Genomic DNA, 24,697 nt, shown 5'->3' on the forward strand with positions numbered 1-24,697 from the left:
GGGCCGCGATCGGACCCGTCCGCTATGCCCGGCCCGATCTCAAACGAGCGACTTCGCCGGGCCCGAGATCGAGGTAGAAGCGGACCGCATCCTCGACCAGAGCGTCCGGCGTGACGCCCGCCGCCTTCGCGGCTCGGGCGACCTGAAGGCCGAGCGCGAGATCGATGCGCACCTCGGCACCCTGCCTCGGCGCAGCCGGTGCGGGGACGGGGGCAGGCATGGGCATGGGTTCGGCACCGCTCCGGGACTCGAGCTTGCCGAGCTTCGCCTCGCGACGACCCTTGTGGACGAGGGCGTCCGCGCGCTCGTTCAGACGGTCGCCGGCGTGCCCCCGGACCCAGGTCCACTTCACGTCGCGCGCCGCGTTCAGCTCGTCCAGGCGCTTCATGAGGTCGACGTTCTTCACCTCGCCCGTCGTCGTGCGCCAGCCCTTCGCCTTCCAGCCGCGCATCCACTCCGTGATCGACTTGACGACGTACTGGCTGTCGCACCGCATCTCGATCTGGATAGCGGACTCGGCCGGGAAGAACTCGAGCGCCTTGATCGCGGCCGTCAGCTCCATGCGGTTGTTCGTGGTCGTGCCCGGGTCCCCGCCGCACAGTTCGACAGTGCCCTCGGGGGCGGCGATGACGACCCCCCATCCGCCCGGCCCGGGGTTCGGGTCGCAGCCTCCGTCGGCGTAGACGATGATCCGCATGCTGATGCCGGCTCTTCCGTGTTCGTGTGGGATGGCTGGACGCCGTCGATGCCGGGGATCGGCCGACGGACGGCATCCCGATTTCAGGTCGGTACAGCCGAAAAGTGGCGATCGGCTCAGGACGCCCTGGCGATCATGGCGTCGTCGATCTTGATCTGCACTCGGGGCTGGGCGTTGTAGTCGTCGACGGCGACGCGACCAAGGACGTCCACGGGCAGGCCTTCGCTCGCCGCGAGAGCGTCGCCCAGGCGGGTCCCGATCGCGTTGAACAGGATGGCCTCCGTCGTTCCCTCGGGCCCCTCCAGCAGCAGCTTGACGTGCTTCTCCTTGAGGATGCGGACGCGCCGCGCGACGCCCCCGATCACCGCGACCGCGGGCTGCTGGTTGCCGGCGCCGTAGGGCGCCAGGGCTTCGAGCGGGGCGATCGCGTCCACGGAGGTCGTACCCACCTCTGCGACCACGTCGACCTCGGTAGCGGGGCGCTCGAAGTCGAACGCCTCCGCGCACAGGAAGCGACGCAGCTCGCCGATGCGGCCGGCCTCGATCGTGAGCCCTGCCGCCATGCGATGGCCGCCGCCGGCGATGAGGAGGCCGCCCTCCCTGGCCCTGATGATCGCCGAGCCGACGTCGAAGCCGTCGACGGAGCGGCACGATCCCTTGCCGAACTCGCCGACGACGACCGCGGGCTTGTCCGTCGCCTCGCGCACGCGCGCCGCCACGAGACCGACGATGCCCGGATGCCATTCCGGATCCTCGATGACGATGACGGGATCGACGGCGAACTCGGCCGAGAGGGCCCTGGCGACGGCGGTCTCCACCATCGCCTTCTGCATCGCCTGCCGCTGGGCGTTGATCTCGCGCAGGCGGCGGGCGAGATCGCGCGTCTCCTCGGCGTCTTCGGATGCCAGCAGGAGGGTGCCCAGACGCGTGTCGTCGATCCGGCCGGCCGCGTTGATGCAGGGCCCGAACACGAAGCCCGCCGTCTTGGGTGTGAACTCCGTCTCGCCGGTCTCCTCCACGAGGGCCCGGATGCCGGGATTCCGGTCGAGCTTCGGCAGACCCTGCACCACGAGGGCGCGGTTGAGGCCGGTCAGGGACACGACGTCCGCGACGGTGCCCAGGGCCGCGAGACCGATCAGGTCCATCGGGTCGGGCATCGGAACGCCGATCTCGCCGAAGTAGCCCGTCTCACGCAGCAGGCGGTTCAGCGAGACCGCGAGCATGAAGGCGAGGCCGGCCGTGCAGAGATCCCGCAGACCGGACGCGTCGTCCGGGCGCTTGGGGTTGACCACCACCGCATCGGGCAGGGGCAGCGTCCGGCTCGGCTCGTGATGGTCGACCACGACCACGTCCATGTCCCTGGCGCGCGCATGGGCGATCGGCCCGTGGGCGAGCGTGCCGCTGTCGAGGACGAGCAGGAGGGTCGCCCCCGCCTCGGCGATCGCGTCGACCGCGCCCGGGTTCGGCCCGTAGCCTTCCCGGATCCGGTCGGGGATGTAGTAGAGCGCCTCCCGGTGCCCCGCGGCCCGGAGCCAGCGCAGCATGATGGCCGTCGACGTGGCGCCGTCGACGTCGTAGTCGCCGAGCAGGCCGATCGTCTCGCCGTTGCGGACGGCGGCCGCGATGCGGGCGGTGGCCGCGTCCATGTCCACGAGGCTGCTGGGGTCCGGCATGTTGTTCCGGAGGAGCGGCTTGAAGAAGCTTTCCAGGGCTTGCGGCGGGGTCCCGCGCAGCAGCGCGACCTGCTTGGGCAGGAACAGCGGGTCATCGGCGTCGACGCCTTCGAACTCGTTGGGGACCGCCCAGCGGTTCCCGCGCAGCGAGATCTCGGCCACGTAGGGATAGGGCAGGTCGGCGGCGTCGGCCGCGGCCGGCGCGCCCGAGGCCGTCCGGAACGAGGCCGGCGGCGTCGGAGGCGCACGGCGGGCTTGGGCGAACCCGGCGACGGGGAGCGTCATCGTTGGTCGATCCAGGTCCATGTTGCGGTCAGACCCCTTCGGCCGGAAGCGGCGTCGGGCGCGCCGGCCGGTTGCGCCAGCCGATCCGGAATTCGGGATCGCAGCGGTCGGCCATCTCGAAGAGGAACGGCGAGGCGAACTGCGGGCGGGCGAAGCGCTCCTCGGCGTAGCTGACGAAGCACTGGCGCATGGCCCGGGTCACGGCGACGTAGAGGAGGCGGCGCTCCTCCTCGACGTCGGTCGACTTGTGGTGGGGGAGCATCGCGAGTTCGGCACCCACGACGAACACGACCGGCCACTCGAGGCCCTTGGACGCGTGGATCGTCGAGAGGACGACGGCCTCCTCGCCGTCGGCCGCGTTCGAGGTGCCGGCCGAGGCCGCGACGTGCTCGAAGAACTCGACGTAGCCCCCGAACTCGCCCGCCTCGATGGCGGCCTGCTGGGAGGCCTCGATCCAGAGCCCGGTGCGGTCGGGAGGCAGTCCTTCGGGCACGAGGTTCGAGAGAAGGTTCGAGGCCGGCTCGGCCGCAGCCGACAGCGGGACCCCCTTCATGGTGTGCAGGAAGGCCGCGATCTGCCGCCGCCGCGGGTGCTTCTCCAGGGTCTCGCGCTCGTCCTTCGTCGCGATGCCGGCCGCGGCCTTCAGCACGCAGACGAAGAGCCTGACCTCGGGAAGGGCCCAGAAGCTGCCCACGCCCACGAGGCGGACCGGGACCTTCTCGCGGGCCAGCGCGGTCTGCACCACCGGGGCGAGGGAGCCGGACCGGAACAGGATGGCGATGTGGCGCGGCGCGACGCCGCCGCGTATGCGCCGCGCCACCGCCTTCGCGACGGCCGCGGCCTCCTCCCGATCGTCGCCGAAGCCGGAGATCGAGACCCCGTCCCCCTGCTCGGTCTCGACCATGGGGACGATCGTCTTCGCGACGCGGAGGGTGTTGACGGTCACGACCGCGTTCGCGGCGGACACGACGGCGGGCGTCGAGCGGTAGTTGCGGGCGAGCACGTATCGGGCGCCCCCGCGGAAGCGGCGCCCGAAATCCGTCGCGTAGCGCACGTCGGCGCCCCGCCAGCCGTACAGGGCCTGATCGTCGTCCCCCACGACCCAGAGATTGCCGCCCTGACCCACCATCGTCTCCAGGAGGGCGATCTGGAGCCGGTTCGTGTCCTGGAACTCGTCGACCAGGATGTGGCGGAACCGCCGCTGCAGATAGGCGCGGAAGTCGGGGTCGTTGTTGGAGGCCCTGATGGTCGCGATGATGAGGCGCGGGAAGTCGCAGATGCCGCGGGTGGACAGCTCCCGCTCGTAGGCCGCGTAGATCTCCGCCGCCGCGACGAGGTCGGGGGTCTGGCGGCGCGCTGCCTCGGCGGCGGCCTCCACCGGAGAGACCAGCCGGTCCTTCCAGCGGGAGATCATGTCGACGAGGTCCTGGTACTCGCCGTGCCACGACAGCCCGGTGTCCTTGAGGAGCGCGATCTGGGCGTCTCCGGAGACGATCTCGAAGTCCTTCGGCAGCCCCGCCCGGTCGTGGAACTGCCGCAGCAGGCGGACGCAGAGGGAATGGAAGGTGCCGACGAACATGCGCCGGCGCTCGGTCTCGGGGATGTCCCCGTGGGCCTCGACGAGCCGTACCCCGACCTCCTGCGCGGCCTTGACGGTGAAGGTCGAGATCAGGATCGACTCGCGCGGCACCCCGATGCCGTGGAGATGGAGATGGCGGCCGACCAGCGTGCGCGTCTTGCCCGAGCCGGGCCCGGCGATGACGATCGCCGGCCGCGGACCGGAATGGGTCGCCGCGCGCATCTGGTCTTCGTCGAGGTCCACGGCTCGATCCTTCGATGAGAAGGAACGATTACGGTTTCGCACGCATCCGTCAACGCATCGGCGTCCCGATGCTTAAGGAATGACGGACGCGGCCGCTCTCGTTGCTTCCGTCAGGCGTGCGCGGGTTGCCGTCCGGCGCGGCGCGGTGGCTCAGGATGGGCGACACCCCGGCTTGCGGCCTCCTCAGGCGAGAGCTCCAGGACGAGCCGGTCGATGATGCCGTTCTTCACCTCGTCGCCGATCCTGCCCTGCTCGAAGGCGTCCTTGAGCCGTCGCGCGATCTCGTTCTTGGCGCTGCCGGTGCGGAACCGGTTCGCGAGGCGCCGGCGTGCCTCCTTCGGCCCCAGCACCGCGTAGAGCCGCTGACGCAGCTCCGCGTCCTCCGCCGTCGTCGAGAAGGCCCACGCCTCCACCGGCGAAAGCGTGTTGACCAGCATGTGCTCGTGCTGGCCGTCGCGGAGCTGGATCTTGACCAGGAACGGCGCGCCGCCGGCCGCGGGGCCGTTCAGATGGTGCTTGATGATGGACTCCGCCGTACGGGACAGGTCGAAGCGCTCGGCCACCTCGCGGGCATTCCCCGCGTTGGCCACGCCCATGACCCAGATCCCGGTCGCGACGTCGATCATGTCCTTCGGGAAGTCGTCCAGCAGCTGGCTCGCCAGGACGATGTGGACGCCCCACTTCCGGCCCTCGCGCATGTCGATCATGACCTGATCGCGGACCTGCGGCGCCACGCTCGTGCGGTGGAACTCGTCGTACACGAGGCGCTTGGGGGTCTCGCGGATGCGGCGGATCCTGGCGCGGTGGTGCTCCCGGTAGAGATCCGGGATGAGGTTCACGATGTCCTCGTTGAGGTAGAAGTCCCGGGCCGTCGCGTAGCGGGCCAGCATGTAGCTCATGGCCGTGGACTTGGCCGCGAAGTCGCCCACGCTCGGCGCCACCTCGTCGAGGTCGAGGGACACCACGCGCGCGGCGCCGATGTCGAACCGGGTCGGCACGGTCAGGAGCGGATAGGCGGCCGCGACCGCCGTGATCATGCGTGCGAACACGTCGATGACCTTCTCGCCGGTCGAGATCATCGCCGTGCCGAAGTTGTTGACGATGCGGTCGTCGCGCAGGACCAGCTGAAGGTCCTCCAGGAGGGGCACCGCACGGCGCTGGGCGAGGATGGCCTCGCGTTCCGCGCCGTGCTCGAACAGGGCGTCGACGCAGTCCCACCACGTCGCGCCGCCCGACACGTGGATGCCGCGGCCGCGGAGCGCCTCGTCGACCTCGAAGTCCTCGCCGGGGACGTACCGCTTGGGTGCGGAGTTGGCGATCTTCTTGTCGTCGAAGCGCGCATAGACCTCGTCGACGACGCGGGCCGCGATGTCGGCCAGTCCCTCGGGCGAGCGTTCGGAACCGACCGGGGTGCCCAGAAGCGCCAGGAAGTTGACGAGGAACGCCTTCTCGTTCGGCAGCGGGTACCGGCAGCCCAGCTGGGTGTCGAAGGGGTTGATCGCGTAGTCCTTCGTCATCCGCAGGCGATGGTAGGCGACCTGGTGCCGTTGATCGATCGGCAGCGCCTCCTTGAGAAGCGAGACGAGACCGGAGGACGAGCGCCCGATGTCGATGATCGCGATCCGGGGCAGCATCTGGCCGCCCGTGCCGACGGTGGCCGCCGGAGACAGGCAGGAGGCCAGACCGGTGGTGTTGAGCCAGACGGACTTCCCCTTGCCCGGCGGGGCGAAGACGAGATCGATGAAGGCGTCCTGCTTCTCGGTCCCGGGCTGGTAGGCCCAGGGGCGACCGTCGCCCGTCCGGAAGAGCACGGAGCCGAACGACCACGGCGAGGCGTCCCGGTTCCAGGGCAGCATCCTCACGACGTCGGAGAGCGGCGGGACGCCGGCCGGCGCGGTCGACGCGATGTCCAGGGCGAGCGCGGAGGACATGACGGAAGCGAGCGGATCGCCGGCGAGCTGCGAGGCTTCGCAGTAGCCCCAGCCCTCGACCGCGCGCTTGAGCTTTGACGCCCGGTCCTCGATCAGGCGCAGATCGTCGGATCGGGCCCACGTGGCGAACGAGATGCGCATGCGGCAGACGACCAAGCCCTCCTCCGCACGCTGCGCCTTGAGCTCCTGGATCGCGTCCCGGATGGCCCTGTTGTCCCGATTGGTGATCGTGAAGATCGCGGCGAGGAAGCTCTGGATGCCCAGCATCGAGAGCCCCTCCCCCTCGATGAGGTAGGAGACGCGCCAGGGGAACTCCTTCGATACGCTGCCTTCGATCATGCGACTGAGCAGGAAGGCGAAGTTCTGGACCTCCTGCGGGCCGATGGTCATGTCGACACCGGCGAAGTTGTAGGCGCCCACGCGGACGATCCGCGGGTTAACGCGCTCGGCCTCGCGGTCGAAGATCTGGTCGTCCAGCCTCGGCCACAGGTAGTGGCTGGCATCGCCGGCCGAGAGCTCCGGACGGCGGGAAGGGACGGGATCGCCCGGGAGGGCCGGCTGCCACTTCGAGTCCGTGAGGTCGGGATAGACCGAAGACCGGATCACCTCGACCGCCTGGTGGGCGTCGAGCGCCTCCGCGCGGATGCCGACGTCCCCGAGATCGGTCAGCAGTGACGCCACGAAGGAGTCGTGCCGGGTCACGAGGGCGCGCACGGCCCGGTTGATGTCCTGGGCCTCCGCGAACGTCGGCCACCCCTTCGGAGGCTTGCGGTCGATGTTGGCCCGCTGGAGCTCCTGCTTGGTCAGGATCGACAGGCGCGTCCAGAGGACGAAGTAGAAGCCTTCGGAGACGATGAAGTTCCGGAGATGCGCCTCCCTGGCCTCGAAGAGATCCTCGAAGTCGAGATTCAGCTCGTTGGCGACGTTGCGCGGCGGTCGCATCAGGTTCCTGACGACGAGATCGGACAGGTCCGGATCGCGGGCGAACCAGACCTGCAGGGCATGGCCGGGACGCCCGAAGTACGGGCTCAGCTGCACGGTGAGGCGTTCGATCAGATGTTCGAGCTCGTCGTTGCCGAGGATCTGGCGGACGCCGTCGATCCGGAGCACGGTGGCCAGCGACCCGTCCTTGGCGACGATGGTGTGGCCGCCCTCCGACGTCTCCAGCGCCGAGAAGGATTCGAGCGGCTTCTTCGCATACCTCGCGACGACGGAGCCGACGGTGCCGAGTGCGCTGGTCAGGCCCATGCGGGGCTCTCCGGATCGAAGGATTGCAGGTGGCCCGACCGCTCGAGCGCGACGGCGAGGTCCATCGCGTCCAGGGCGTCGGGAAGGGCCCGGTGGGGCTGGCGCGGCGGCCGCTTCAGGATCGCTGCGCAGGCCTCCTCCAGGGAGAGATGCCCGCCCGCGCCGACCGCCCGGCCGGATCCGGCCGAGGTGCAGGCGAAGTCGCGGCCCGGACCGAACGGGTCGGGCGCTCCGTGGGCCATCTCGATGGCCACCAGGGTCGCGTCGTACGGCACGTAGTGGATGGCGATGCGGCCGGCGCGCGTCAGGAAGGAACGGAGGAGGCCGAACGCCTCCGACGCCGGCACGCCCTCGCGCTTCGCCTTCGACTGGGAGATGCCGTGCAGGTCGCGCATCTCCATCGGGATCGTGAACCCGTCCGGTCTCAGGAGCGTGCGGAAGGTGTCCACGACGGATCCGTCCGGCCGATAGAGGACGCAGCCGACCTCGACGACGCGCGGCTGCGAGGCGTGCCCCAGCGGACGTCCCGCGTGAGGCACCCCGGTCGTCTCGGTGTCGAAGGCGGCCAGCATGGGTCGGAGGGATGGGATCGAAGGAACGGACCTGTCGACCCTAGCCCGAGAATTCAGGCCCGCATAGGTGTCGCGGCCGGATCAGGGCCTCGGTCCGGACGAAGGAACGACCGGGACCGGCCGCGGCAGCGCGATCCGGGCCACCGCCGGACGTTCGACGCGCGGCGGCGCTCCGCCCGGCACCTGCGCGGCCGATGCGGGGCGAGCGCCGTCCGGCGGCCTGAGGGAAGAGGCGACCTGCGGCGGCGACGGTCTCGGTGCCGCGCCGATCCGCGGCGGACCTGGCGGGACGATCCGGGCGGGCCCGGCCGGCCGCGCCGGCGGGACGCCGACCCTCGGCGGCATGGCGGCCGGACGCGGCGCCGGTGCGGCATCCGGCCGGACCGTCTGCGCCCGTGGTGCGGGGGCCTCGCGGACGGGTGGGGCGAACCCCACCTCCACCGCCGCCCGCTCCACGAATTCGGCGAGCCTCGTCCATCGCGCGTCGGAGGCGCGACGGGAGACGGCCTCGTCCAGAGCGGCCCGCTCGCCGACCACGAACAGGAGCTCCTCCGGACGCGTCCAGCCGGTGTACAGGATCGTGCGGTCGAGCATGCCGGCGTGGGCCGTCGAGGCGACGATGACGGCCGCGGTGGCCTGGGACCCCTGCATCTTGTGGATGGTGCAGGCGTAGGCGAGTATCAGCTCCCGCCACCGTGCGACCGGATACTCCACCTGCCGCGGTCGCGCTCCCGGCGCGTCGGGATCGAACGCGACCTTGATCACGCGGCGGGGACGGCCGTCCGAGGACTGCTCCTCGACGCCGAGGATCGTTCCGACGTCCCCGTTGAAGACGTCGTTCTCCTCGTCGTTCTTCGTCGCCATGACCCGGTCGCCGACGCGCGGGAGCGGCATCTTCGGATCGTCGCGGGAACCGTGGGAGACGCCCTCGATCGGCCGCCCGGACGGATTGAGCGCCGCGGAGAGGCGTGCGTTGAGATCCCAGGTGCCCGCCGGCCCCGGGGCCTGGGGACTCATGATCGCCACGTCCCGGGTCGGGTCCAGGCCGAGCTGGGTTCGCATCGGGCCGGTCACGAGCCTGACGACCTCGTCCGCGATTCCGGACGCCTCGTGCTCGTAGAAGGCGAGGCCGCCGCGGACCTTGTTGTCCATGAAGGGGACCTTCCCGTCCTTCACGGTCCGGGATTCCCTGGCGATGCTGGAGTTCTCCTCCTGGCGGTAGATGTTGACGAGCTCGACCGAAGGCACGAGCGGCCTCTCGCCCGTGCGCGCGGCCAGGAGATCGGACAGGACGTTGCCGGCCCCCACGGACGGCAGCTGGTAGGGGTCGCCGATCAGCACCAGACGGCCGTCCGCGGGCATGGCGTCGAAGACGGCAGCCATCGTCTGGGCGTCGATCATGGAGGTCTCGTCGATCAGCAGGACGGTGCCGCCGGGCATCGGATGCTCCCGGTTGACCCCGAACATGCTGCCGCCGGTCTTCTTGTCCTCGCGTGCGAGTAGGCGGCGGTGAAGGGTGACGGCCTTGCGCTTCGTGGCGGCCGACGCTCGCTTGGCGGCCTTGCCCGTCGGTGCGACGAGGTCGAGCGTCCGGTGGCCGAGTTCCTCCAGGACCGCGATCAGCGCCTCCGTGACCGTGGTCTTGCCGGTGCCGGGGCCGCCGGCGAGGATGAAGACGGGCGAGAGCGCCGCGCCGCGCACCGCCGCGCGCTGGATGGCGTCGAAGCGCGCGAACTTCCTGTTGCGGGCGAAGACGCGCTCGATGGCGTCGTCGACCCGGGCCTCGGCATGGGCCTGCGGGGTCTTCAGCAGCTCCATCACCTTCCGAGCGACGTAGGCTTCGGCCACCAGCAGCTCGGGAAGGTGCACGACGACGCCCTTCGGGGAGCGGTCGACGTGGACGCTGCCGCCCTTGCGACCCGCCGCGGCCATGAGCCAGGCCTCGACCTTGCCGCGCAGTCCGCCGTCGCGCCCGAGCAGCGAGGCCGCCTCGTCGGCTGCTCGTGCGGCCGGCAGGCCCGTCGAGCCCTCGCTCCGGGCACGGTCGAGGACGGCCAGCATGGCGGACTCGATGCGCCGCGCGTCGTCCGGGCCGAGGCCCATGTCCAGGCCGATCTTGTCGGCGTTCTGGAAGCCGACGTCGGGCACCCTGGAGATCGTGTAGGGGTTCTCCCGCAACACCTTCCAGGTGTCGTCCTTGAAGGCGTCGAGGATCCGGCCGATCGCGTGGTCGTCGACGCCGGCCTTGGACAGGGCGACCACGGCGCGCCGGTTCGAGAGCCGCCTCGCCCAGTCGGTCAGGATGGCCCCTCGGAAGCGCGCCGGATCGGTCGAGATCTCGGCGAGAAGTTCGGGCGACTGCTCGGCCTTCCGGCAGGCGGCCCCGCCGTGGCGCTCGACGAAGGCCCGGATCGTCGCGGGCGAGGCGCCGTGCCGGGCGGGTTCGAAGATGCGTCCGAGGAAGACGGCGGCTCCGTCCTTCGTGGCCGGCAGGTCGGGCCGCACGGAGACGGCCTGGAAGATGTGCTCGGTCCGGCCCCTGAAGACGTTGGGCCGCCATGTGCCCTTGGCGAGGAACCAGTCTCCGACTTCGAGCGCGAGACCGCGCGTCGAAGCCTTCGCCTCGATCATGCCGCCGGCCGTCTCGTAGCGGACGACGTACAGCCCGCTCCCGCCCTCCTCGGGCTTCTTGCGGACATGGGTGACGATGCCGGCGATTGTGTCCATCACGCTCCGGTCCCTTCAGAGCCTCGCCGAAGGTGCCGTTCGTTCTGACACCGGAGCACGAAAATCCGAAGGGCGCTCCTTCAGACGAGCCCGACCGCCCGGAGGATCGCGGCTCCGACGGCGCCGGAGGCCAGCGCGGGGCCGTAGGGGGTCCAGTCCAGTCCGGCCCGGCGCATCGGGATCCCATAGACGAGGAGGGTGACCGCCGAGAGGATGAACATGGCCAGGGCCGGCATCGGTCCGAACCACGCGGCGGCGGCCGTCGCCAGGGCGACGTCCCCGCCCGACATCGCGTCCACCTTCAGGATCCAGCCGCTCAGGGCGAAGACCCCGCCGATCAGCGCGAAGGCGGCGAAGGCTCCGTACACGCGCATCTGCAGGTCCGGCTCGAGCGGCGAGACGAGAAGGCCGCCCCAGAACAGCCCGACGGTCACCCACTCGGGGATCTGCTCGGTGGTCAGATCGATCCAGCCGGCGACGACGCCGCACCAGAGGATGGCGAGCACGGCCGCCGTGACCGGCGTCGGCCCGATGAAGAGGACCAGGAACGCGGAGGCGAGCCCGACGGCGGCCTCGGCGAGGGGATAGACCGGATCGACCGCCACCTTCCCGCACGGACAGCGCCCCCGCTTGGCCAGCCATCCCAGGACGGGGACCCAGGCGAGCGGGGGAAGAGGACGCGAGCAGGAGTCGCAGAACGACGGGGGGAAGGCGAGACCGAGCGTCGGGTCCGGCTCCTCGACGAGGCCCCAGCGGTGGGGCAGCCGCCACGCGGCGAGACCCGCGAAGGACGTCAGGGCCGCGCCGAAGATCGCCGCCATCAGCGCGCTGAGGAGCGGGAACTCCGCGAAGAGCTCGACGGGATCGGTCATCGTCATGCCGCCTGCGGGCGCCCGCGGCCCGGTGTCCGCCCCGGTTCGATCATCGTGGCGATCGCGAAGGCGACGATGTTGTGGGCCCGGGCGCGGAAGTCCTTCACCAGATCGGCGATCGGGTCGTGCGTCTCGAACCAGCGCCGGCGGGCCTCCTCGTCCATGCTCGCGGCACGCTGGACCATGACCTCGGTCTCGCGCTCGTAGACGGCCCGCATGAGCTTGGAGAAGTGCTTCACGAGCGACTGGAGGACGGTCCTGACCTCCGCGTCGGACGAGGTCTCGACGATCATCTTCGGCAGGTTCTCGTTGGCCGCGTCGATGACGGCCTCCAGCAGGCGGCCCGGGAGCCCGGCGGGGTCCGCCGCGCGGAAGTCGTAGGGCAGCGTCTGGCAGGCCATCAGCGTCGACGCGGCGACGAAGCTGAGGGCGACGGATGTGTCGGGGGTCGCCTCCGAACCGCGGCCGAACGGGCTGAAGTCGAAGCGTTTCGACGACAGGCGCAGGACCTGGGCGATCGAACGGGCCTCGAAGGCGACGTCGAGGGGGTCGCCCGTCTGCCAACGCTCCACGACGTACTCGACGATGTCGGGGCGGACGGCCCGGACGAGCTGTTCGCTCGCCGCGTTCGGCGCCACGCCTTCGAGGAGAGCGACCACCTCGACGGAAAGGGCCCGGGCCGTCTCCGCCAGTCGGGCTCCGATCTCGCCGAAGCGCTCGTCGGCCGGTCCGATGCCGCCTCTGGCCATGGCGGTGAAGATCGCCGCGTTCTGGTTGAGGAACTGCTGGAAGGCGACCCGCATGTCGCGCGCCGCGCGCTCCGCCTCGTTGGTGTCGATCTCGCCCTGTCGGGCGCTGGAGAAGCCCATGTCCGTAGTCCTCAGAAATCGGTCGCGGCGCGCACGTCGGCGTCGTCGGCGATGCGGTGGTCCAGGTCGTTCCGGCGCAGGAAGCGACGGAAGAGGTTGTTCACGGCCTCCAGCGCGATCTCGTCGCCGGACACGGTCCGGCGGACCGCCTCCGAGAGGGAAAGCATGAGCAGCAGGGGCGAGGAGGACGAGAGGGCCGCCACGCGGTAGCCCAGGAGGGCGTTGTCGCCGTCGCTGGCGAGCTGCACCCGGAAGCCGCCTCTGCCGCGGTGTCTCGCCACGACGGGAGCCGCGATGTCGCTCGCCGCGACCAGGAAGGCCGGGAGGAAACGTTGCGGATCCGCGAGATCGTCGGGAGCGACGGTGATCGAGCTGATGCGGGCCTCGCGGCCGCCGGTGGCGTGGCCGACCACGGCCGTGGCGAAGCGCAGGAGCCGCTCGTCGTCGACGCGGGGCAGCTGCGGCGGGGCGAGGTCGCGTTCGAATGCCTCCTGCGAGCGCTCCTCGCGCCATGCCTCCTGCTGAGGGGTCACCTCGTACGGCACGTAGGGCGATCCGCCCGGCACGGCGGCGAGGCGGGTCATCGCGTCCTGGACGCCCCTGTTGCCGAGGGGACGGGTCGCGAGGCGCTGGACCGCGGCGAGGATCGCCTCGCCGAGATCGTCGCCCGTTCCGGTGACGACACGCTGTCCGGACTCGCCCCGCGGCCGGTCTGGCACGAAGACGATCCCCGCGACCGCCTCGGGCTGGATCCCGAGACGCTTGGCGACGCCTCCGGCCGCGGCGGCGGCTTGGCCGTCCACGTCGACCTGGGCGCCTCCCGGGCCGAGCCAGATCTCGCGGGCGGGATCGGGTCGGCGCCTGAGACCCGGAAGGCAGATGATCGCGAAGACGCCGCTCTCCGGATGCAGCACGACGCCGGGCTCGCCGCGGAGCGGCTGGATGACCACGTGGACGTCGTCGAGATAGTCCTCGGCCGCGAAGAGCGGTTCCTTCAGATCCTCTGCGAGGTCCGGCAGCGGTCTTGCGGGTACGAAGCGAGCCATTCGTCGGGCCTCCCCGTCCGACTTGCCAGAAGGAACGAATGGACGCAACTTCGCGTCATTCCTTCGCCAAGCGCAAGTGGAATTCGGTGCAGATGAACTCGGCAGCCCTCGGCCCGGACGGCCGCATCACCACGTCGAACGGCATCGAGGACGTGCACCCGTTCGAACTCTGGGTGGCCGGATGCCTGCGGGAGGGCGCGGTCGAGTTCCAGGGCGACGACGTCATCCTGGGCGAGAAGGCGGCCGCACGCTTCGCGCCGGGCATCGACCGCGAGAAGAAGATGGCGGTGCTGGGCATCGTCGAGCGCGACGCCGAACCGATCCGAGCGATGCCCTGGACCTCCGCAGCCTTGCTGGCCGGCGTCAACGGGCGCGAATGGATCGCGCTCTCCGCCCGCGATGCCCGCGTCGGCAACGCGCGCGAACTCAGCCCGAAGCAGCTCCGGCTGTTCATCCCGCTCGATCTGGTGGTCTACGAGGCGGTGAAGGCGCTGCCCGACGGCAAGATCCAGCTGGTGTCCCTGCCGACGGCCAACGGGCGGATCTCGGCCGAGGGGCGGCCCATCATGGCGCTCCCGTTCAAGAAGATCGGTGTCGCCTAGCACCGCGTCAATAGGTTCAAATGGAAAGGGCGGCTCCGCAAGGTGCCGCCCTAATAATATTCCGGTAAATCGCTTACGTATACAGGTCAGCTCATGCCCAGCGCCTGCATGTAGAGCTCGAGGATCGCCTCCTGCTCTTGGCGCTCGCTGTGGTCCTGCTTGCGGATACGCAGGATGGTGCGGATCGCCTTCGCGTCGAAACCGCGACCCTTCAGCTCGGCGAAGACCTCCTTCATGTCGCCCATGATGCCGGCCTTCTCCTCCTCGAGGCGCTCCAGGCGCTCGATGAACTGCTTCAGCTCGTCGGCCGCGACGCCTTCGGCGGACGAGACGTCGCCGCTGCCGGCGGTAGGCATCGAATGGGCGTTCATGGAGATCTCCAGCTAGGAACGGTCCGTTCCTTCGAATCGAATGCCGCCAACAAACCAGCGGCCAGGCTTCGTGTCAACATTGAACGAAGGAACGGAATTAACGGGCTCCTACATGCCCCGGGGACGCGGGATCATGTCGGGGGTCGGCTCCGGCAGCGCCTCCGGGCTCTGCGGGGTCGGAGCCGAGCCGGGCGCGGGCGCGGGCGTGAAGGCCGCGGCCATGCCGGGGCTCTTCTGGCGCACCGCCGCCACGTCGTGTGCGTCCGCCGGAAGCGGGCCGTCGAGAAGCGTCGAACCGCTCGCCGGCAGGACGCTGAGGGTGTTCGTGCGCATGGTTCATTCCTTCCGGAAGGGTTGACGACTGGCCATTTGCATGGTCGTCATCCAACATGACATGGACCCTTGCAAGGAGCGAGGGGGCCACGGAGATCCCCAGTGACGGGCCAGCTTCTAGGCGCGACGGAGATGGAGGCGTGGCACGGGCGCATGCCGGCCGACGTCCGCGCGGCGATACCCGAGGACTTCCGCGAAGGGACAGAGGACTACGTCGCGCTCTCGGCGCGCATCTCCGCCGCGAAGGTCGAGGATGCGCACAGGATCGTCGCGTCCGAAGCGGACCTGTTCCGCCGCATGGGAAGGGCCCGCCGCCTGCGCTTTCTCGCCTGGGCGGCCCGGCGGTCGACCCCGGACCGGCCTTCGGCATGGGCGCGGCTGTTCGAGAAGGACGCCGAGGGTGAGGATGGCGGCGAAGGAACGGCATCCGGCCTGAACGACATCGTCGATCTGTTCATCGACGACATCCGCTGCCTGAAGGATCCGCTCGCGGCCCTCGTTGTCGCCCGCATCGGCGACGGCGAGAACGTCAGGATCGTGGCGCGGGCCGCCCAGGACGTCATCGAAACTCCCACCCCCGGAGGAGCGCCATGAGGAAGCTCGTCGCAGCAGCCGTCGTCCTGAGCCTCCTGGCCGGCCCCGCTCTGGGTGACGGCGGGTGCGACTCCTCCGTGCAGCAGGCCCAGGATCAGGCCCGGCGCTCCTACATCCAGTCCCGTGCATCCATGGCCGACTCCCTGTTCTCGCGCCGAGGCTCGAGCTTCAAGGACATGAGCTGCATGGAGAAGCTGTTCTCGCTCGGCAACCAGAACCTGGACATCTTCTTCCAGCCGCCCTCCATGCAGTCGCTGCTGCAGTCGGTGATGACGATGGCCTGCCAAGCCGGGTCGCAGTACATCAATCAGGCTCTGGGCTCCTTCACCGGGCAGCTCGGCAGCAGTTCCGGCGGCATCGGCTCGCTGCTTTCGGGCGGAAGCCTGAGCGGCCTGACGGGCGGCGGGCTCAACCTGCGGTTCGGAACGGGGCCCGGCGACGGCGGCCTGAACTCCGTGAACATGCTCCAGTACACCGGCGGCGGCGGGGCGTCCTACGGCTCCACGACGGGCGGCTACAGGGATCTCCTGAAGTGAGGCCCTCCCGCACCCTCATGCTGCTGCCCGTGCTGGTCGCGACCCAGGCCGCAGCGGCGGCGCAGCCGGTCCCGCTCAAGGACGACCGGACCGCCCGCGAGCGGCCGACCGCCGAAGTCCTGATGTCGCGCGAGATCGGTGCCGTCCCGGGCGCCCATGTCGAGACCGCGATGGTCGACGTCGACGGAGACGGCATCGGCGAGGTCGTCGTGCGCATCGTCCACGGCAGCACCTGCGACGGCACGCGCCAGTTCTGCCGCACGGCGGTCTTCCGCCACGACGGCCGCACCTGGCGCCGCGTCCTGGACGTGCCGGCAAAGTCGCTCGCTCTCGGCGACGCCGATACGCGAGGCCAGCGCCCGCTGATCGTGGACGGAGACGAGGTGCGGACGCTGAAGTCCGGCACGTTCCGCGTCGACGCCGCGGCCTCCGGCGCCACGAAGGTCCGTTTCTCGCCGTCGGTCGGACCGAAGGCCCGCGAGATAGCGGCCTCGTTCGGCCCCGGCGCCGTGCGGCTGCTGGACAGGAAGGCCGACCTCAAGGTCTCGGCGGGCACCGCCGAACTGGACGCGAAGAGCGGTCCGCAGGCGGTCTACCGGCTGGAGGGTTCCGTCGCGTGCGGTCTCGTGGGCTGCCCGGTCCGGACGATCGTCCGCAAGGGAGGCCGGGACGTGGTCGTCCTCGAAGGCTTCGCAAAGGGCGACGTCTGGGTGATGGGCTCCGGGCGGGACGGAGTGCGCGCCATGGTTCTCGACAGTGCCGTCGGGCCGGTGGCCTACGCGTTCGACGGCCGTCGCTACGTCGCGGACGGACCGAGGAGATGAGCATGAGACTTCTCCTGGCGACGCTCGCCGTCTCGGTCGCCCTGCCGCTCGCGCCGGCGATGGCGGACGACTTCGGGGTCCGGCTCTGCTCTGCCGTGTCCTGCTCGGCCGAAGCGGAGCAGGCGGCGATCGCGCCGACCTGGAACGCCCTGACGGCGATGGGGACCGACCAGCTGCTCGGGGCGACATTCCTGGACGTGTCGGTCGGCCCGGCCGCCCTGGTGGCGGGTGCGATCGTCGTCGGGCCCGTCGAGATGGATCGGGTCATGAGGGGCGGGTCCATGGATCCGGGCCTCGCCTCCGTGGTCAAGACGGCCATGGGTTCGGTGGCCGGCGTCGACATCAGCGCCGAGATCGGGAAGACGGACTCGTCGGTCCAGGCGGCCAGCTACGATCCGAATTCGACCTTCGCCGCCTCGTCGGGATCGTCGACCTCCGGTTCTCCGCTGTCGTCGATCCCGGGCCTGTCCAATCTGGCTTCGTCGTCCTCCAGTCCGTCATCCTCGGGCATGTCGTCGTCCGGCACGTCCTCGATGAACACGGACGGGGATTCGCCGCCCGGCTGCGACTCGCGCGTCTCGCAGATGGTCGTCCAGGCGGCGTCGAAATACGTCGAGGACATGGATCAGATCAGCCGATCCGACATGGGCTTCACGCGGAAGGACGGCAGGGGGGCGCAGCCCTCCTACGAGAGCGAGGTCGGCAGCAAGAAGCCGTTCATGAGCAACGGCAGCCTGGGCGGCCTCTCGTGCCTGTCGAACCTGTTCTCGCAGGCGAAGGTCCTCGACAACCTGTTCCGGCCGCCGACCATGCAGAGCCTGATGAACCAGGTCCAGAACCTGACCTGCGGCGCGGCACTGTCCGCGATCGGGCAGGCCAACCAAGCGATCAGCCGCAGCTTCTTCTCGACGGCGAACATGGGCGGCTTCTTCCCTGGAGCGTTCCTCAACTCGATGGGCGGCGGCCTGAACGGCGCCTCCGGCGGAGGCGGGCTCGGCGGCTTCCAGATCCCCGCGCTGACCTCGATCATGGGCACGTCCGGGTCGAACTACGGCACCAGTTCCGGTCAGACCAACGGCGGCTACGGCGCGCTGTTCGGTCGACGCTGACGGAGACGCGACATGGCAAAGAAGCTCCACCTCCCTCTCGCGGCCCTCGCGGCGACCATGGCCGCAGTCCTTCTCCACCCGGCGCCGGCGCGCGCCGAGATCACCTGCTGCGTCGGCTACTACGACCACAAGAACGCGGACGGGAACCGCGACCAGGTCATCGACAGCTTCACGAAGCAGATCAACGCCATGCAGCTGGCGATCATCGAGGCCATGCGTCTCGGGACGGGCCAGCTGACCGGCAACCTCCGCGAACAGTCGACCGCCCGGGCCAACATGGCGGACGTGCAGGACGACCGGAACGTCGTGGGCAACATCGAGAAGGCCCGTCTGGACGCCATCCGCGAAGCCGCCTCCGGCGCGACGAGCTGCAACGTCATCACCTCCGCCGCCGGCGGTACGCTGGGTGCCGCGATCAACCAGTCCGTGGCCGCCCAAGCCAAGGACATCTCCAACTTCAACCTCGGCCGGAACGGGATGCCGAGCGCCGAGGGGACCGACAAGGGCATCAAGGCCCGGATCGATCTGCACTGCTCCAAGTACGCCTCCCCAGCGGACGTGTCGTCGGGCATGTGCACCGGGGGCGGAAGCTCGCAGATGCCGGACGCCAACCAGGACATCGCGCAGTCGCTCTGGTTCTCCGAGGACGGCACCACGCGCACGCTATCGAAGGATCGCGCCGACGCGGCGCGCGCCTACATCATCAACGCCATCGCCCCCGTCCCGCTCGGCGGCCTGCCGGAGAACGCGGCCCGGACGAGCGCCGGCCGCGAGGCCGCCGCCGCACGCATGGAGGTCGCCGCGCGCGACTCGGTGCCGGCCGCGGTCCTCGCCGACCAGCTCGCCCGCCGCGAAGGCAAGTTCGGCAGCAGCACCGCCAACGCCACCGGCGGCACGGTCGAGAAGTGGGCGAAGGAGACGGCCCAGCGCGTCGTCGGGTACTCCAGCACGCAGTTCCCCAACGGCGTCTCCTGGCTCGACTACTTCGAGCTCCGGTCGAAGGGCTTCTTCTTCGACACGACCCAGAACGTCGCCACGCAGGGTTCGTCCGCCGGACAGGCGATCAAGGACATGGGCCTCGCCGTCCAGTGGATGGCCTACCAGAACTACGAGATCTGGTCGCAGCTCGAGAAGACCAACGCGACTCTTGCGGCGATGTTGTCTATCCAGCAGGAGCAGGCGACCGGAAGGTCCAGGACGCTCCGCTAACGAAGGAATGGGCAGCCGCCATGGGCTTCGGGAAAAGCAACGCTCTCGTCGACGAGGATCCGGACGACGGCCCTGAGGACGACGTCGTCCAGGCCTACGTCCCGCCCGTTCCTTCCGAGGCGATCGAATTCGCCGCCGACGGCATCGGGTCGCCGGTGGAGGCAGTTCCTTTCGTTGCGCCAGAACTCCCACCGGCCGCGAACGACGAAGGAGCGGCCGTCCTCCATCTCGCCGATCCGTCGGCCGGCTCGCTTGAGGAGCGCCTCGGCGAGATCCTCGCGCAGCAGGCGGAGTCGACGTTGCCGGCCGCCGACGCCGCGCCCGCCATCCCCCGCTCCGCCTTCACCGTGCGTCCTCCGACGCCGGGTGCCGCCCCCGAGGCCCCCTCCCCCACCGGCGGAGATGCCCGCCCGACTTCCGCCCTCGAAGCCCCGGCGGCCGAGCAGGCGCCTGGGCCCGAGCGGGAGGATCTCGGCCTCACTCCGGATCAGCAGCGGCTGTTCGACAGCCTCGGCGAGGAGGAGCGCGAGGAGATCAAGCATCGGCTCCGTAGCGAGCGCGAGCGGCTCGAGGCCGACCGGCGCAGGCTCGAGATGGAGCGCAAGCGCGCCGAAGCGGCGCCGCCCGTCACGGGGCTGGCGATGCTCGCCCACGCCCTGCTCCCCCGCCGCAACACCCTCGAGCGTCGCGAGAGCGACTTCCGCAGCCGCGAGGCCTTCCTGCAGTCCGGCTACGTGGGCGAGAACTACCTGCGCCTGAAACAGCGCGACTTCGTCCGGACCGCCGCCGACCTCGCCGCCCGGCAAGCCACGCTCGCGCAGTCCGTGAACTCGTACAACGCGGCCTTCGGTGCGACCGAACCCGGTCGCCGATACCTCGACAAGATCGAGCGCCTCGTCGCCGGCGGCATGCAGCGCGACGCGGCGCAGGCGTTCGTCCGGGAGGGCAACGTCGTCGGCGCCAAGGAGGACGCTGCGGAGGCCTCCAAGGATCCCCGCGTGGCCGCCGCGCGGGCCGCCATGAACGACAGCGCCGCTCAGTTGGAGGCGTCGGCGGGCAAGTTCGGAGCGGACTACCAGCTGCTGCAGAAGAACTTCCCGGAGCAGATCTCCCGCGAGGGGACCGAGGAGGTCGTCAAGGCGTTCGACCGGATCGCCAAGGAGACGCCGAAGCCGGTGGCGGAGCCGGGCGTCGAACCCGATCAGACGCTGGAAAAGCGGCTGGCCAAGATGGCCGAGGGGATCAAGGCTCTTGTCGAGGCCATCTCCAAGATGATCCAGTCCGTCATCCGTCCGAAAGGCTGACGTCCGCCGTGCCCGACCTCTTCGTCATCGAAGCTCCCGGAAAGGCCAAGCTCCTCGAGGGCATCCTCCGGGAGCTGCGCATCGACGCGAAGGTCCAGGCCACGCGCGGACACTTCATGTCGATGCCGGGCAAGCTCAGGCCGCTCGGCATCGACCGCCGGATGCGCGAATTCATGCGCGTGCCGTCGAATCCCGAGGTCTTCATGCGGCTACGCGACATGGCGCGCGAGGCCGACAACCTCCTGATCGCCACCGATGCCGACCAGGAAGGCGACGTCATCGCCTGGGACGTGCACGAGGCGACGCGCGACATCCATCCCCTCCCCCGCCGGGTGAAGCTGAAGGGGATGGACCATGCCTCGATCCGGGAGGCGATCGCGGCTGCCGGCCCCGTCGAGAAGGCTGCGGCCGTTCCCGGCCGGGCCCGCGGGATCCTGGACCGGATGATCGGTGGCGTCTTCGGATCGCCCCAGGTGCCGGCAGGACGGGTCTCCACGGCCATTCTGGGGCTCGTGGCGTCCGGACAGCCTTCGGTCCTGAAGATCCGGCTGGCGGCGCCTGCGAAGGACCGCAGACGCCCCTGGATCGCGGAGTTCGACCTCGCGGCTCCGCTCGACGCCAAGACCGCCGAGCGTCTGGTGGCTCTCGATCTCCCTCCCCTCGGATCCACCGGCGATCCGAAGCCGCACGCGACGGCCCCCGGACACACCGGCGACATCATGGTCCGCGCCGGCGACCGCCTCGACATGTCCCCGGCCGAGGCATCGCAGAGCATGCAACGTCTGTACGAGGCGGGACGCATGTCGTACCCGCGCGCCGGATCCCGAGGCGTGACGCCCGAGACGGCCAAGGTCATCTCCGACATCTTCCGGAAGAGCGGCTGGTCCCAGGTCAAGACGGAGAACTATGCGCTCAAGAAGGAGGGCGACACGCACGACGCGCCCCATCCGATCGGCAGCGTCGACCCGCGGCTGAAGCCGGAACGCCTGGGTGCCGACGACGGCGTGCGCACCCTCGTTGCGGCCGATCTCCTGAAGGCCGGCATGGAGCACAGCCGCGAGACCGCCTTCGCCCGCGACCTTGCGCCCTTCCTGCGGGCCCAGGGCATCCCGGGCGAGGCCGCGGACTTCATCGCCGGCCTCAGGCCCGACGCGAACCGCACGATGGTCACGTGGTACCGCGAACACGGGCCCGCCTACCCGGGCCAGGACAACTGGGCCCGGTCCTGCATCGAGAGGCGCCGACCCGACACCGTTCTGCTCGAGGCCGTCGTGAAGGCGGGTCTTGGCCGGCCGTCGACCTGGCCCCGGCATGTCGCGAACTTCATGGAGCGCGGCCTCGCCGACGACGACCTCAAGCTGACCCCCAAGGGGCGGGCCTGGGTCGAGGGCAGCTTCCCTCCCCTGCTCGATCCCCGCCTCTCGGCCGCCATCGAGGTCGCGTGCGAGCGCGTCGATCCCTCGCTCTTCGACGATCCGGAACGGGAGCCCTGGGAGGTGATGGTCGATCAGATCGTCAACCTGCTCCCGCCCAAGGTCCGGGACCCGATCCGGGATGCGATCGCCCACGAGCCGCCGCGGAGCAGGATCGACTGGGTCGAGAAGCTCGACGCCCGGCCGGATCTGGTCGAGCGCCTCACCCAGTACGTCAACAGACCCGAGTACGCCCCGGATCTGTGACGCCCCACACCATCATTCGGCGGCCAGTCTCGTGGGCTCCCCATCGGACGAGAGATTGGCGACGTACTGCCTGTAGAGATCCGGCAGGTGGGCGAGAACGTGCTCGAGGAAGGCGGGCTCGCTGATCACGAGGCTATCGCCCTTCCGGCTGGTCCTCCGGGCGGCGATCGAGCGTCCTCCGTCCACCTTGATCTCCTGGACGCGGCTTTCCTGCCGCTCCACGACGGCTTGGTAGGCGGCTTCGAAGCGCGCGTCCGTCGCACGCCCCTTCGAAGCCGCTCTGGTGGCCGCCTCGATGGCCGCCCGGGCAAGTTCGGGCGTCCCGACGGCTTCGGCCAGGGATGCCCAGCGCGGCCTTCCGATCTTCGGAGCCCTGCCGATCGCCAGGATCAGATCCTCCGGGAGCGTCTTCGCGATCTTCAGCATCTTGTAGACCGCGGTCTCCTCCGAGTTGATCGCGGACACCACGACGCTCGTCGCGTACTTCTCCTTCAACTTCGCGACGAATCGGGCCTGCTCGATGTAGCTGAGATCCTGCCGAGCCGTGTTCTCCTGGCCCTGGGCCACGGCCATCTGCTCGTCGGTCAGGTCGACGATGATGGCCCGGACTTCGATGCCAAGGCCCTGGCAGACCTGCTGCCGACGATTGCCGAAGGCGATCTGGTAGCGCCCGGGCTCCGTGGGGTGGGGGCGTGCCAGGATCGGGCTCCGCTGCCCGTGCTCCCTTATGGATGAGATCAGATCGCCGACGTCGTTGTCGATCCGGTCCCTGATGGGCGACGGATCGAACAGGTCCGGATCCAGGCAGACCACCTGCTGCCCGTTGCGCAGGATCTCCTCCAGGTGGGCGCGCTTCGTCGAATCCTCCTCCAGGAGGGCGATGCTCGCGGCCATGTCCCTCACGGCACCGACCCGGCTGACCGAGGGTGCCGACGGCTCGCCGTGAGCGGGTTCCGCCGCTCGGCCGTCGGCCGGCGCGACGCCATCGGCGGGCGCACCCTCCAGAGCGGCATCGTCGAAGTCCAGAAGACCTCTGCGGGACCTGCTCATCAGTTCCTCCCCCAGGCCGCGTTGATGAGACCTTCGATCTCGCTGTTGACAGCCAGAAGGCTCTCCATGGCCCGGTCGTAGGTGGAGCGGGTGAACTTCTCGCGGGGAACCTCGAAGATGGTCTGCTTCGTCAGGTTCGCATCCGCCACCGCGGTCGTCTTGAGCATGGGGTTCTTCATGACGTGGTCGCCGAACATCGTGCGCATGAGGTTCAGCATGTCGTTCTGAGGGGCATCGCCGGGCTCGTACCGGGTGACCAGATACCGCGAGAAGTCCAGGTTCAGCTTGACCCCGCGCTCTGCCACGATGCGCATGTAGTCGGACGTCATCAGGAGGAACTGGGCCATGCTCATGACGTCGACCATCGCAGGATGGACGGTGATGAGGAGCGATGTCGCGGCGGAAAGCGCGGCCATGGTCAGGTAGCCCATCTGAGGCGGGCAATCGATCACGACGACGTCGTAGTCGTTCTCGACCTCTCGGATGGCCTTCTGCAGGCGGAGATAGAACTGGGTCTCGCCGGTGTTGCGCCCGCTCTGGCGCGCCATGAGATCCTTGGGGACCTCATGCTCGAAGTCCTGGATGTCGATGTTGCCCGGGACGAGATCCAGGCCTTCGAAGTACGTCTTCCGCACGAGCTCGGCCATCGGCCGCCGCTGGGTGCCGTAGCGGATTGCGCTGTGCAGCGACGCGTTCTCCGCGACGTCCAGTTCGGGCTGCAGGCCGTGAAGGGCCGTGAACGAGGCCTGCGGATCGAGGTCCAGGCCAAGGACCCGATAGCCCCGCAGCGCGAGATACTGCGCGAGATGCGAGGCCGTCGTCGTCTTGCCGGATCCACCCTTGAAGTTGGTGACGCAGATGACCTGGAGGTGTTCGCCGGGCGTCCTGTGGCGCACGTAGCGGCGGCCATCCTTCCCGTTCTGGTCGAGGAGCGTCCGTATCTCGTTCATTTCGCGGACCGTGAACGATCGGCGTCCGAGATTGTCCGTCGCGGGACGCGGCATCCGGCCGTCGAGGTCGAGCTTCCGCAGGTAGCTGGGATCCACCCCGATGAACGAAGCGGCCTCCGGGGAGGAGAACGTGCGAAGGGTCTTCGCCGCGTCCGGCGGGTACATCTTCTGCCGTAGCAGCTTCAGGCGAGCGGTGAGCTTCTGGGCCTGGCCTCCCAGGAGCGCGTCCAGCGTCTGTGTCTCGCGCGTCGTCGATGAAGCGTGCGGGACTGCGGGAGAGGCGGATCCTGTCGAAGCTTCGCCCTCCAGGGCGACTTCGGTGGCGTGCTCCTGGTCCGCCGTGCGGCTTGGAAGAGTGTCCATCGGAAATCCCTTGTCACGCGTGACAAGCTCG

The 24,697-nt window shown here is 69.8% G+C and carries 21 protein-coding genes; 8 read left to right on the plus strand and 13 right to left on the minus strand.

Features of this window, described 5'->3' with window-relative positions:
* Positions 1 to 22: 22 nt before the first annotated feature.
* The 9 genes from rnhA to PQI07_RS30530 all read right to left on the minus strand — a co-directional run bounded on the left by rnhA (position 23) and on the right by PQI07_RS30530 (position 13,742).
* Positions 23 to 697: a ribonuclease HI gene (rnhA, locus tag PQI07_RS30490; RefSeq protein WP_274928637.1), complete on the minus strand. Its 675-nt coding sequence runs from the start codon at positions 695 to 697 to the stop codon at positions 23 to 25.
* Between the two features lie 116 nt (positions 698 to 813).
* The gene (gene recJ / locus PQI07_RS30495; RefSeq protein ID WP_274928638.1) at positions 814 to 2,655 is read right to left on the minus strand and encodes a single-stranded-DNA-specific exonuclease RecJ; all 1,842 of its coding nucleotides are present in this window, start codon (positions 2,653 to 2,655) and stop codon (positions 814 to 816) included.
* 28 nt (positions 2,656 to 2,683) lie between these two features.
* On the minus strand, positions 2,684 to 4,477 hold the full coding sequence (locus PQI07_RS30500) for an ATP-dependent helicase (protein ID WP_274928639.1): 1,794 nt from the start codon (positions 4,475 to 4,477) through the stop codon (positions 2,684 to 2,686).
* A 110-nt stretch (positions 4,478 to 4,587) separates the two neighbouring features.
* Complete coding sequence (locus PQI07_RS30505; RefSeq protein ID WP_274928640.1) at positions 4,588 to 7,656, minus strand: ATP-binding protein; 3,069 nt, start codon at positions 7,654 to 7,656, stop codon at positions 4,588 to 4,590.
* Positions 7,647 to 8,228 carry a 3'-5' exonuclease gene (locus PQI07_RS30510; protein WP_274928641.1) on the minus strand — a complete coding sequence of 194 codons (582 nt, stop codon included), beginning with the start codon at positions 8,226 to 8,228 and terminating at the stop codon, positions 7,647 to 7,649. The genes PQI07_RS30505 and PQI07_RS30510 overlap by 10 nt, the downstream gene beginning before the upstream one ends.
* An 81-nt stretch (positions 8,229 to 8,309) precedes the next feature.
* Positions 8,310 to 10,955, minus strand: a complete 2,646-nt coding sequence (locus tag PQI07_RS30515) for an AAA family ATPase (RefSeq protein ID WP_274928642.1) — start codon at positions 10,953 to 10,955, stop codon at positions 8,310 to 8,312.
* Between the two features lie 80 nt (positions 10,956 to 11,035).
* Positions 11,036 to 11,827, minus strand: a complete 792-nt coding sequence (locus PQI07_RS30520) for a prepilin peptidase (RefSeq protein WP_274928643.1) — start codon at positions 11,825 to 11,827, stop codon at positions 11,036 to 11,038.
* Between the two features lie 2 nt (positions 11,828 to 11,829).
* Positions 11,830 to 12,696 (minus strand): hypothetical protein, encoded by an 867-nt coding sequence (locus PQI07_RS30525; RefSeq protein ID WP_274928644.1) that lies wholly within the window; start codon positions 12,694 to 12,696, stop codon positions 11,830 to 11,832.
* Between the two features lie 11 nt (positions 12,697 to 12,707).
* A complete protein-coding gene (locus PQI07_RS30530; RefSeq protein WP_274928645.1) occupies positions 12,708 to 13,742 on the minus strand; it encodes a hypothetical protein in 1,035 nt (344 codons plus the stop codon).
* Between the two features lie 38 nt (positions 13,743 to 13,780).
* On the opposite strand from PQI07_RS30530, the gene PQI07_RS30535 reads away from it, so the two are divergent.
* Positions 13,781 to 14,344 (plus strand): hypothetical protein, encoded by a 564-nt coding sequence (locus tag PQI07_RS30535; protein ID WP_274928646.1) that lies wholly within the window; start codon positions 13,781 to 13,783, stop codon positions 14,342 to 14,344.
* An 86-nt stretch (positions 14,345 to 14,430) separates the two neighbouring features.
* Here PQI07_RS30535 and PQI07_RS30540 read toward each other — a convergent pair whose 3' ends face one another.
* Together PQI07_RS30540 and PQI07_RS30545 are read right to left on the minus strand one after the other, a co-directional pair.
* Entirely contained in the window at positions 14,431 to 14,715 is a 285-nt protein-coding gene (locus PQI07_RS30540) for a DUF2312 domain-containing protein (RefSeq protein ID WP_274928647.1), read from the minus strand.
* Between the two features lie 108 nt (positions 14,716 to 14,823).
* Entirely contained in the window at positions 14,824 to 15,048 is a 225-nt protein-coding gene (locus PQI07_RS30545; RefSeq protein WP_274928648.1) for a hypothetical protein, read from the minus strand.
* A 102-nt stretch (positions 15,049 to 15,150) separates the two neighbouring features.
* Here PQI07_RS30545 and PQI07_RS30550 point away from each other — a divergent pair, with 102 nt between their 5' ends.
* Genes PQI07_RS30550 through PQI07_RS30580 form a run of 7 tightly spaced genes read left to right on the plus strand, consistent with a single transcriptional unit; the run spans position 15,151 to position 22,303 of the window.
* A complete protein-coding gene (locus PQI07_RS30550; protein WP_274928649.1) occupies positions 15,151 to 15,642 on the plus strand; it encodes a hypothetical protein in 492 nt (163 codons plus the stop codon).
* Positions 15,639 to 16,178: a hypothetical protein gene (locus tag PQI07_RS30555; protein WP_274928650.1), complete on the plus strand. Its 540-nt coding sequence runs from the start codon at positions 15,639 to 15,641 to the stop codon at positions 16,176 to 16,178. The genes PQI07_RS30550 and PQI07_RS30555 overlap by 4 nt, the downstream gene beginning before the upstream one ends.
* Positions 16,175 to 17,002, plus strand: coding sequence for a hypothetical protein (locus PQI07_RS30560; RefSeq protein ID WP_274928651.1), 828 nt, complete (start codon positions 16,175 to 16,177; stop codon positions 17,000 to 17,002). Before PQI07_RS30555 ends, PQI07_RS30560 begins: the two co-directional genes overlap by 4 nt.
* 2 nt (positions 17,003 to 17,004) lie before the next feature.
* The gene (locus PQI07_RS30565) at positions 17,005 to 18,111 is read left to right on the plus strand and encodes a hypothetical protein (RefSeq protein WP_274928652.1); all 1,107 of its coding nucleotides are present in this window, start codon (positions 17,005 to 17,007) and stop codon (positions 18,109 to 18,111) included.
* 12 nt (positions 18,112 to 18,123) lie between these two features.
* Positions 18,124 to 19,320, plus strand: a complete 1,197-nt coding sequence (locus tag PQI07_RS30570; RefSeq protein WP_274928653.1) for a hypothetical protein — start codon at positions 18,124 to 18,126, stop codon at positions 19,318 to 19,320.
* Between the two features lie 20 nt (positions 19,321 to 19,340).
* On the plus strand, positions 19,341 to 20,624 hold the full coding sequence (locus tag PQI07_RS30575) for a hypothetical protein (RefSeq protein ID WP_274928654.1): 1,284 nt from the start codon (positions 19,341 to 19,343) through the stop codon (positions 20,622 to 20,624).
* Positions 20,625 to 20,632: 8 nt separating this feature from the next.
* Positions 20,633 to 22,303, plus strand: a complete 1,671-nt coding sequence (locus tag PQI07_RS30580) for a toprim domain-containing protein (protein WP_274928655.1) — start codon at positions 20,633 to 20,635, stop codon at positions 22,301 to 22,303.
* A gap of 12 nt (positions 22,304 to 22,315) precedes the next feature.
* On the opposite strand, the gene repB is transcribed toward PQI07_RS30580, so the two are convergent.
* Both repB and repA read right to left on the minus strand, forming a co-directional pair.
* Positions 22,316 to 23,353 carry a plasmid partitioning protein RepB gene (gene repB / locus PQI07_RS30585; RefSeq protein ID WP_274928656.1) on the minus strand — a complete coding sequence of 346 codons (1,038 nt, stop codon included), beginning with the start codon at positions 23,351 to 23,353 and terminating at the stop codon, positions 22,316 to 22,318.
* Positions 23,353 to 24,666, minus strand: a complete 1,314-nt coding sequence (repA, locus tag PQI07_RS30590; protein ID WP_274928657.1) for a plasmid partitioning protein RepA — start codon at positions 24,664 to 24,666, stop codon at positions 23,353 to 23,355. Before repA ends, repB begins: the two co-directional genes overlap by 1 nt.
* Positions 24,667 to 24,697: the final 31 nt, after the last annotated feature.

The sequence above is a fragment of the Methylobacterium sp. 092160098-2 genome (assembly GCF_028920805.1).
Taxonomy (GTDB): Bacteria; Pseudomonadota; Alphaproteobacteria; order Rhizobiales; family Beijerinckiaceae; genus Methylobacterium; species Methylobacterium fujisawaense.

What these genes read in the sequence shown, in the direction of transcription:
- rnhA (WP_274928637.1), bottom strand. Translation starts at nt 697, where the DNA reads ATGCGGATCATCGTCTACGCCGACGGAGGCTGCGACCCGAACCCCGGG.
- recJ (WP_274928638.1), bottom strand. Translation starts at nt 2,655, where the DNA reads ATGACGCTCCCCGTCGCCGGGTTCGCCCAAGCCCGCCGTGCGCCTCCG.
- PQI07_RS30505 (WP_274928640.1), bottom strand. Translation starts at nt 7,656, where the DNA reads ATGGGCCTGACCAGCGCACTCGGCACCGTCGGCTCCGTCGTCGCGAGG.
- PQI07_RS30510 (WP_274928641.1), bottom strand. Translation starts at nt 8,228, where the DNA reads ATGCTGGCCGCCTTCGACACCGAGACGACCGGGGTGCCTCACGCGGGA.
- PQI07_RS30515 (WP_274928642.1), bottom strand. Translation starts at nt 10,955, where the DNA reads ATGGACACAATCGCCGGCATCGTCACCCATGTCCGCAAGAAGCCCGAG.
- PQI07_RS30520 (WP_274928643.1), bottom strand. Translation starts at nt 11,827, where the DNA reads ATGACCGATCCCGTCGAGCTCTTCGCGGAGTTCCCGCTCCTCAGCGCG.
- PQI07_RS30525 (WP_274928644.1), bottom strand. Translation starts at nt 12,696, where the DNA reads ATGGGCTTCTCCAGCGCCCGACAGGGCGAGATCGACACCAACGAGGCG.
- PQI07_RS30530 (WP_274928645.1), bottom strand. Translation starts at nt 13,742, where the DNA reads ATGGCTCGCTTCGTACCCGCAAGACCGCTGCCGGACCTCGCAGAGGAT.
- PQI07_RS30535 (WP_274928646.1), top strand. Translation starts at nt 13,781, where the DNA reads ATGGACGCAACTTCGCGTCATTCCTTCGCCAAGCGCAAGTGGAATTCG.
- PQI07_RS30540 (WP_274928647.1), bottom strand. Translation starts at nt 14,715, where the DNA reads ATGAACGCCCATTCGATGCCTACCGCCGGCAGCGGCGACGTCTCGTCC.
- PQI07_RS30545 (WP_274928648.1), bottom strand. Translation starts at nt 15,048, where the DNA reads ATGCGCACGAACACCCTCAGCGTCCTGCCGGCGAGCGGTTCGACGCTT.
- PQI07_RS30555 (WP_274928650.1), top strand. Translation starts at nt 15,639, where the DNA reads ATGAGGAAGCTCGTCGCAGCAGCCGTCGTCCTGAGCCTCCTGGCCGGC.
- PQI07_RS30565 (WP_274928652.1), top strand. Translation starts at nt 17,005, where the DNA reads ATGAGACTTCTCCTGGCGACGCTCGCCGTCTCGGTCGCCCTGCCGCTC.
- PQI07_RS30570 (WP_274928653.1), top strand. Translation starts at nt 18,124, where the DNA reads ATGGCAAAGAAGCTCCACCTCCCTCTCGCGGCCCTCGCGGCGACCATG.
- PQI07_RS30575 (WP_274928654.1), top strand. Translation starts at nt 19,341, where the DNA reads ATGGGCTTCGGGAAAAGCAACGCTCTCGTCGACGAGGATCCGGACGAC.
- repB (WP_274928656.1), bottom strand. Translation starts at nt 23,353, where the DNA reads ATGAGCAGGTCCCGCAGAGGTCTTCTGGACTTCGACGATGCCGCTCTG.
- repA (WP_274928657.1), bottom strand. Translation starts at nt 24,666, where the DNA reads ATGGACACTCTTCCAAGCCGCACGGCGGACCAGGAGCACGCCACCGAA.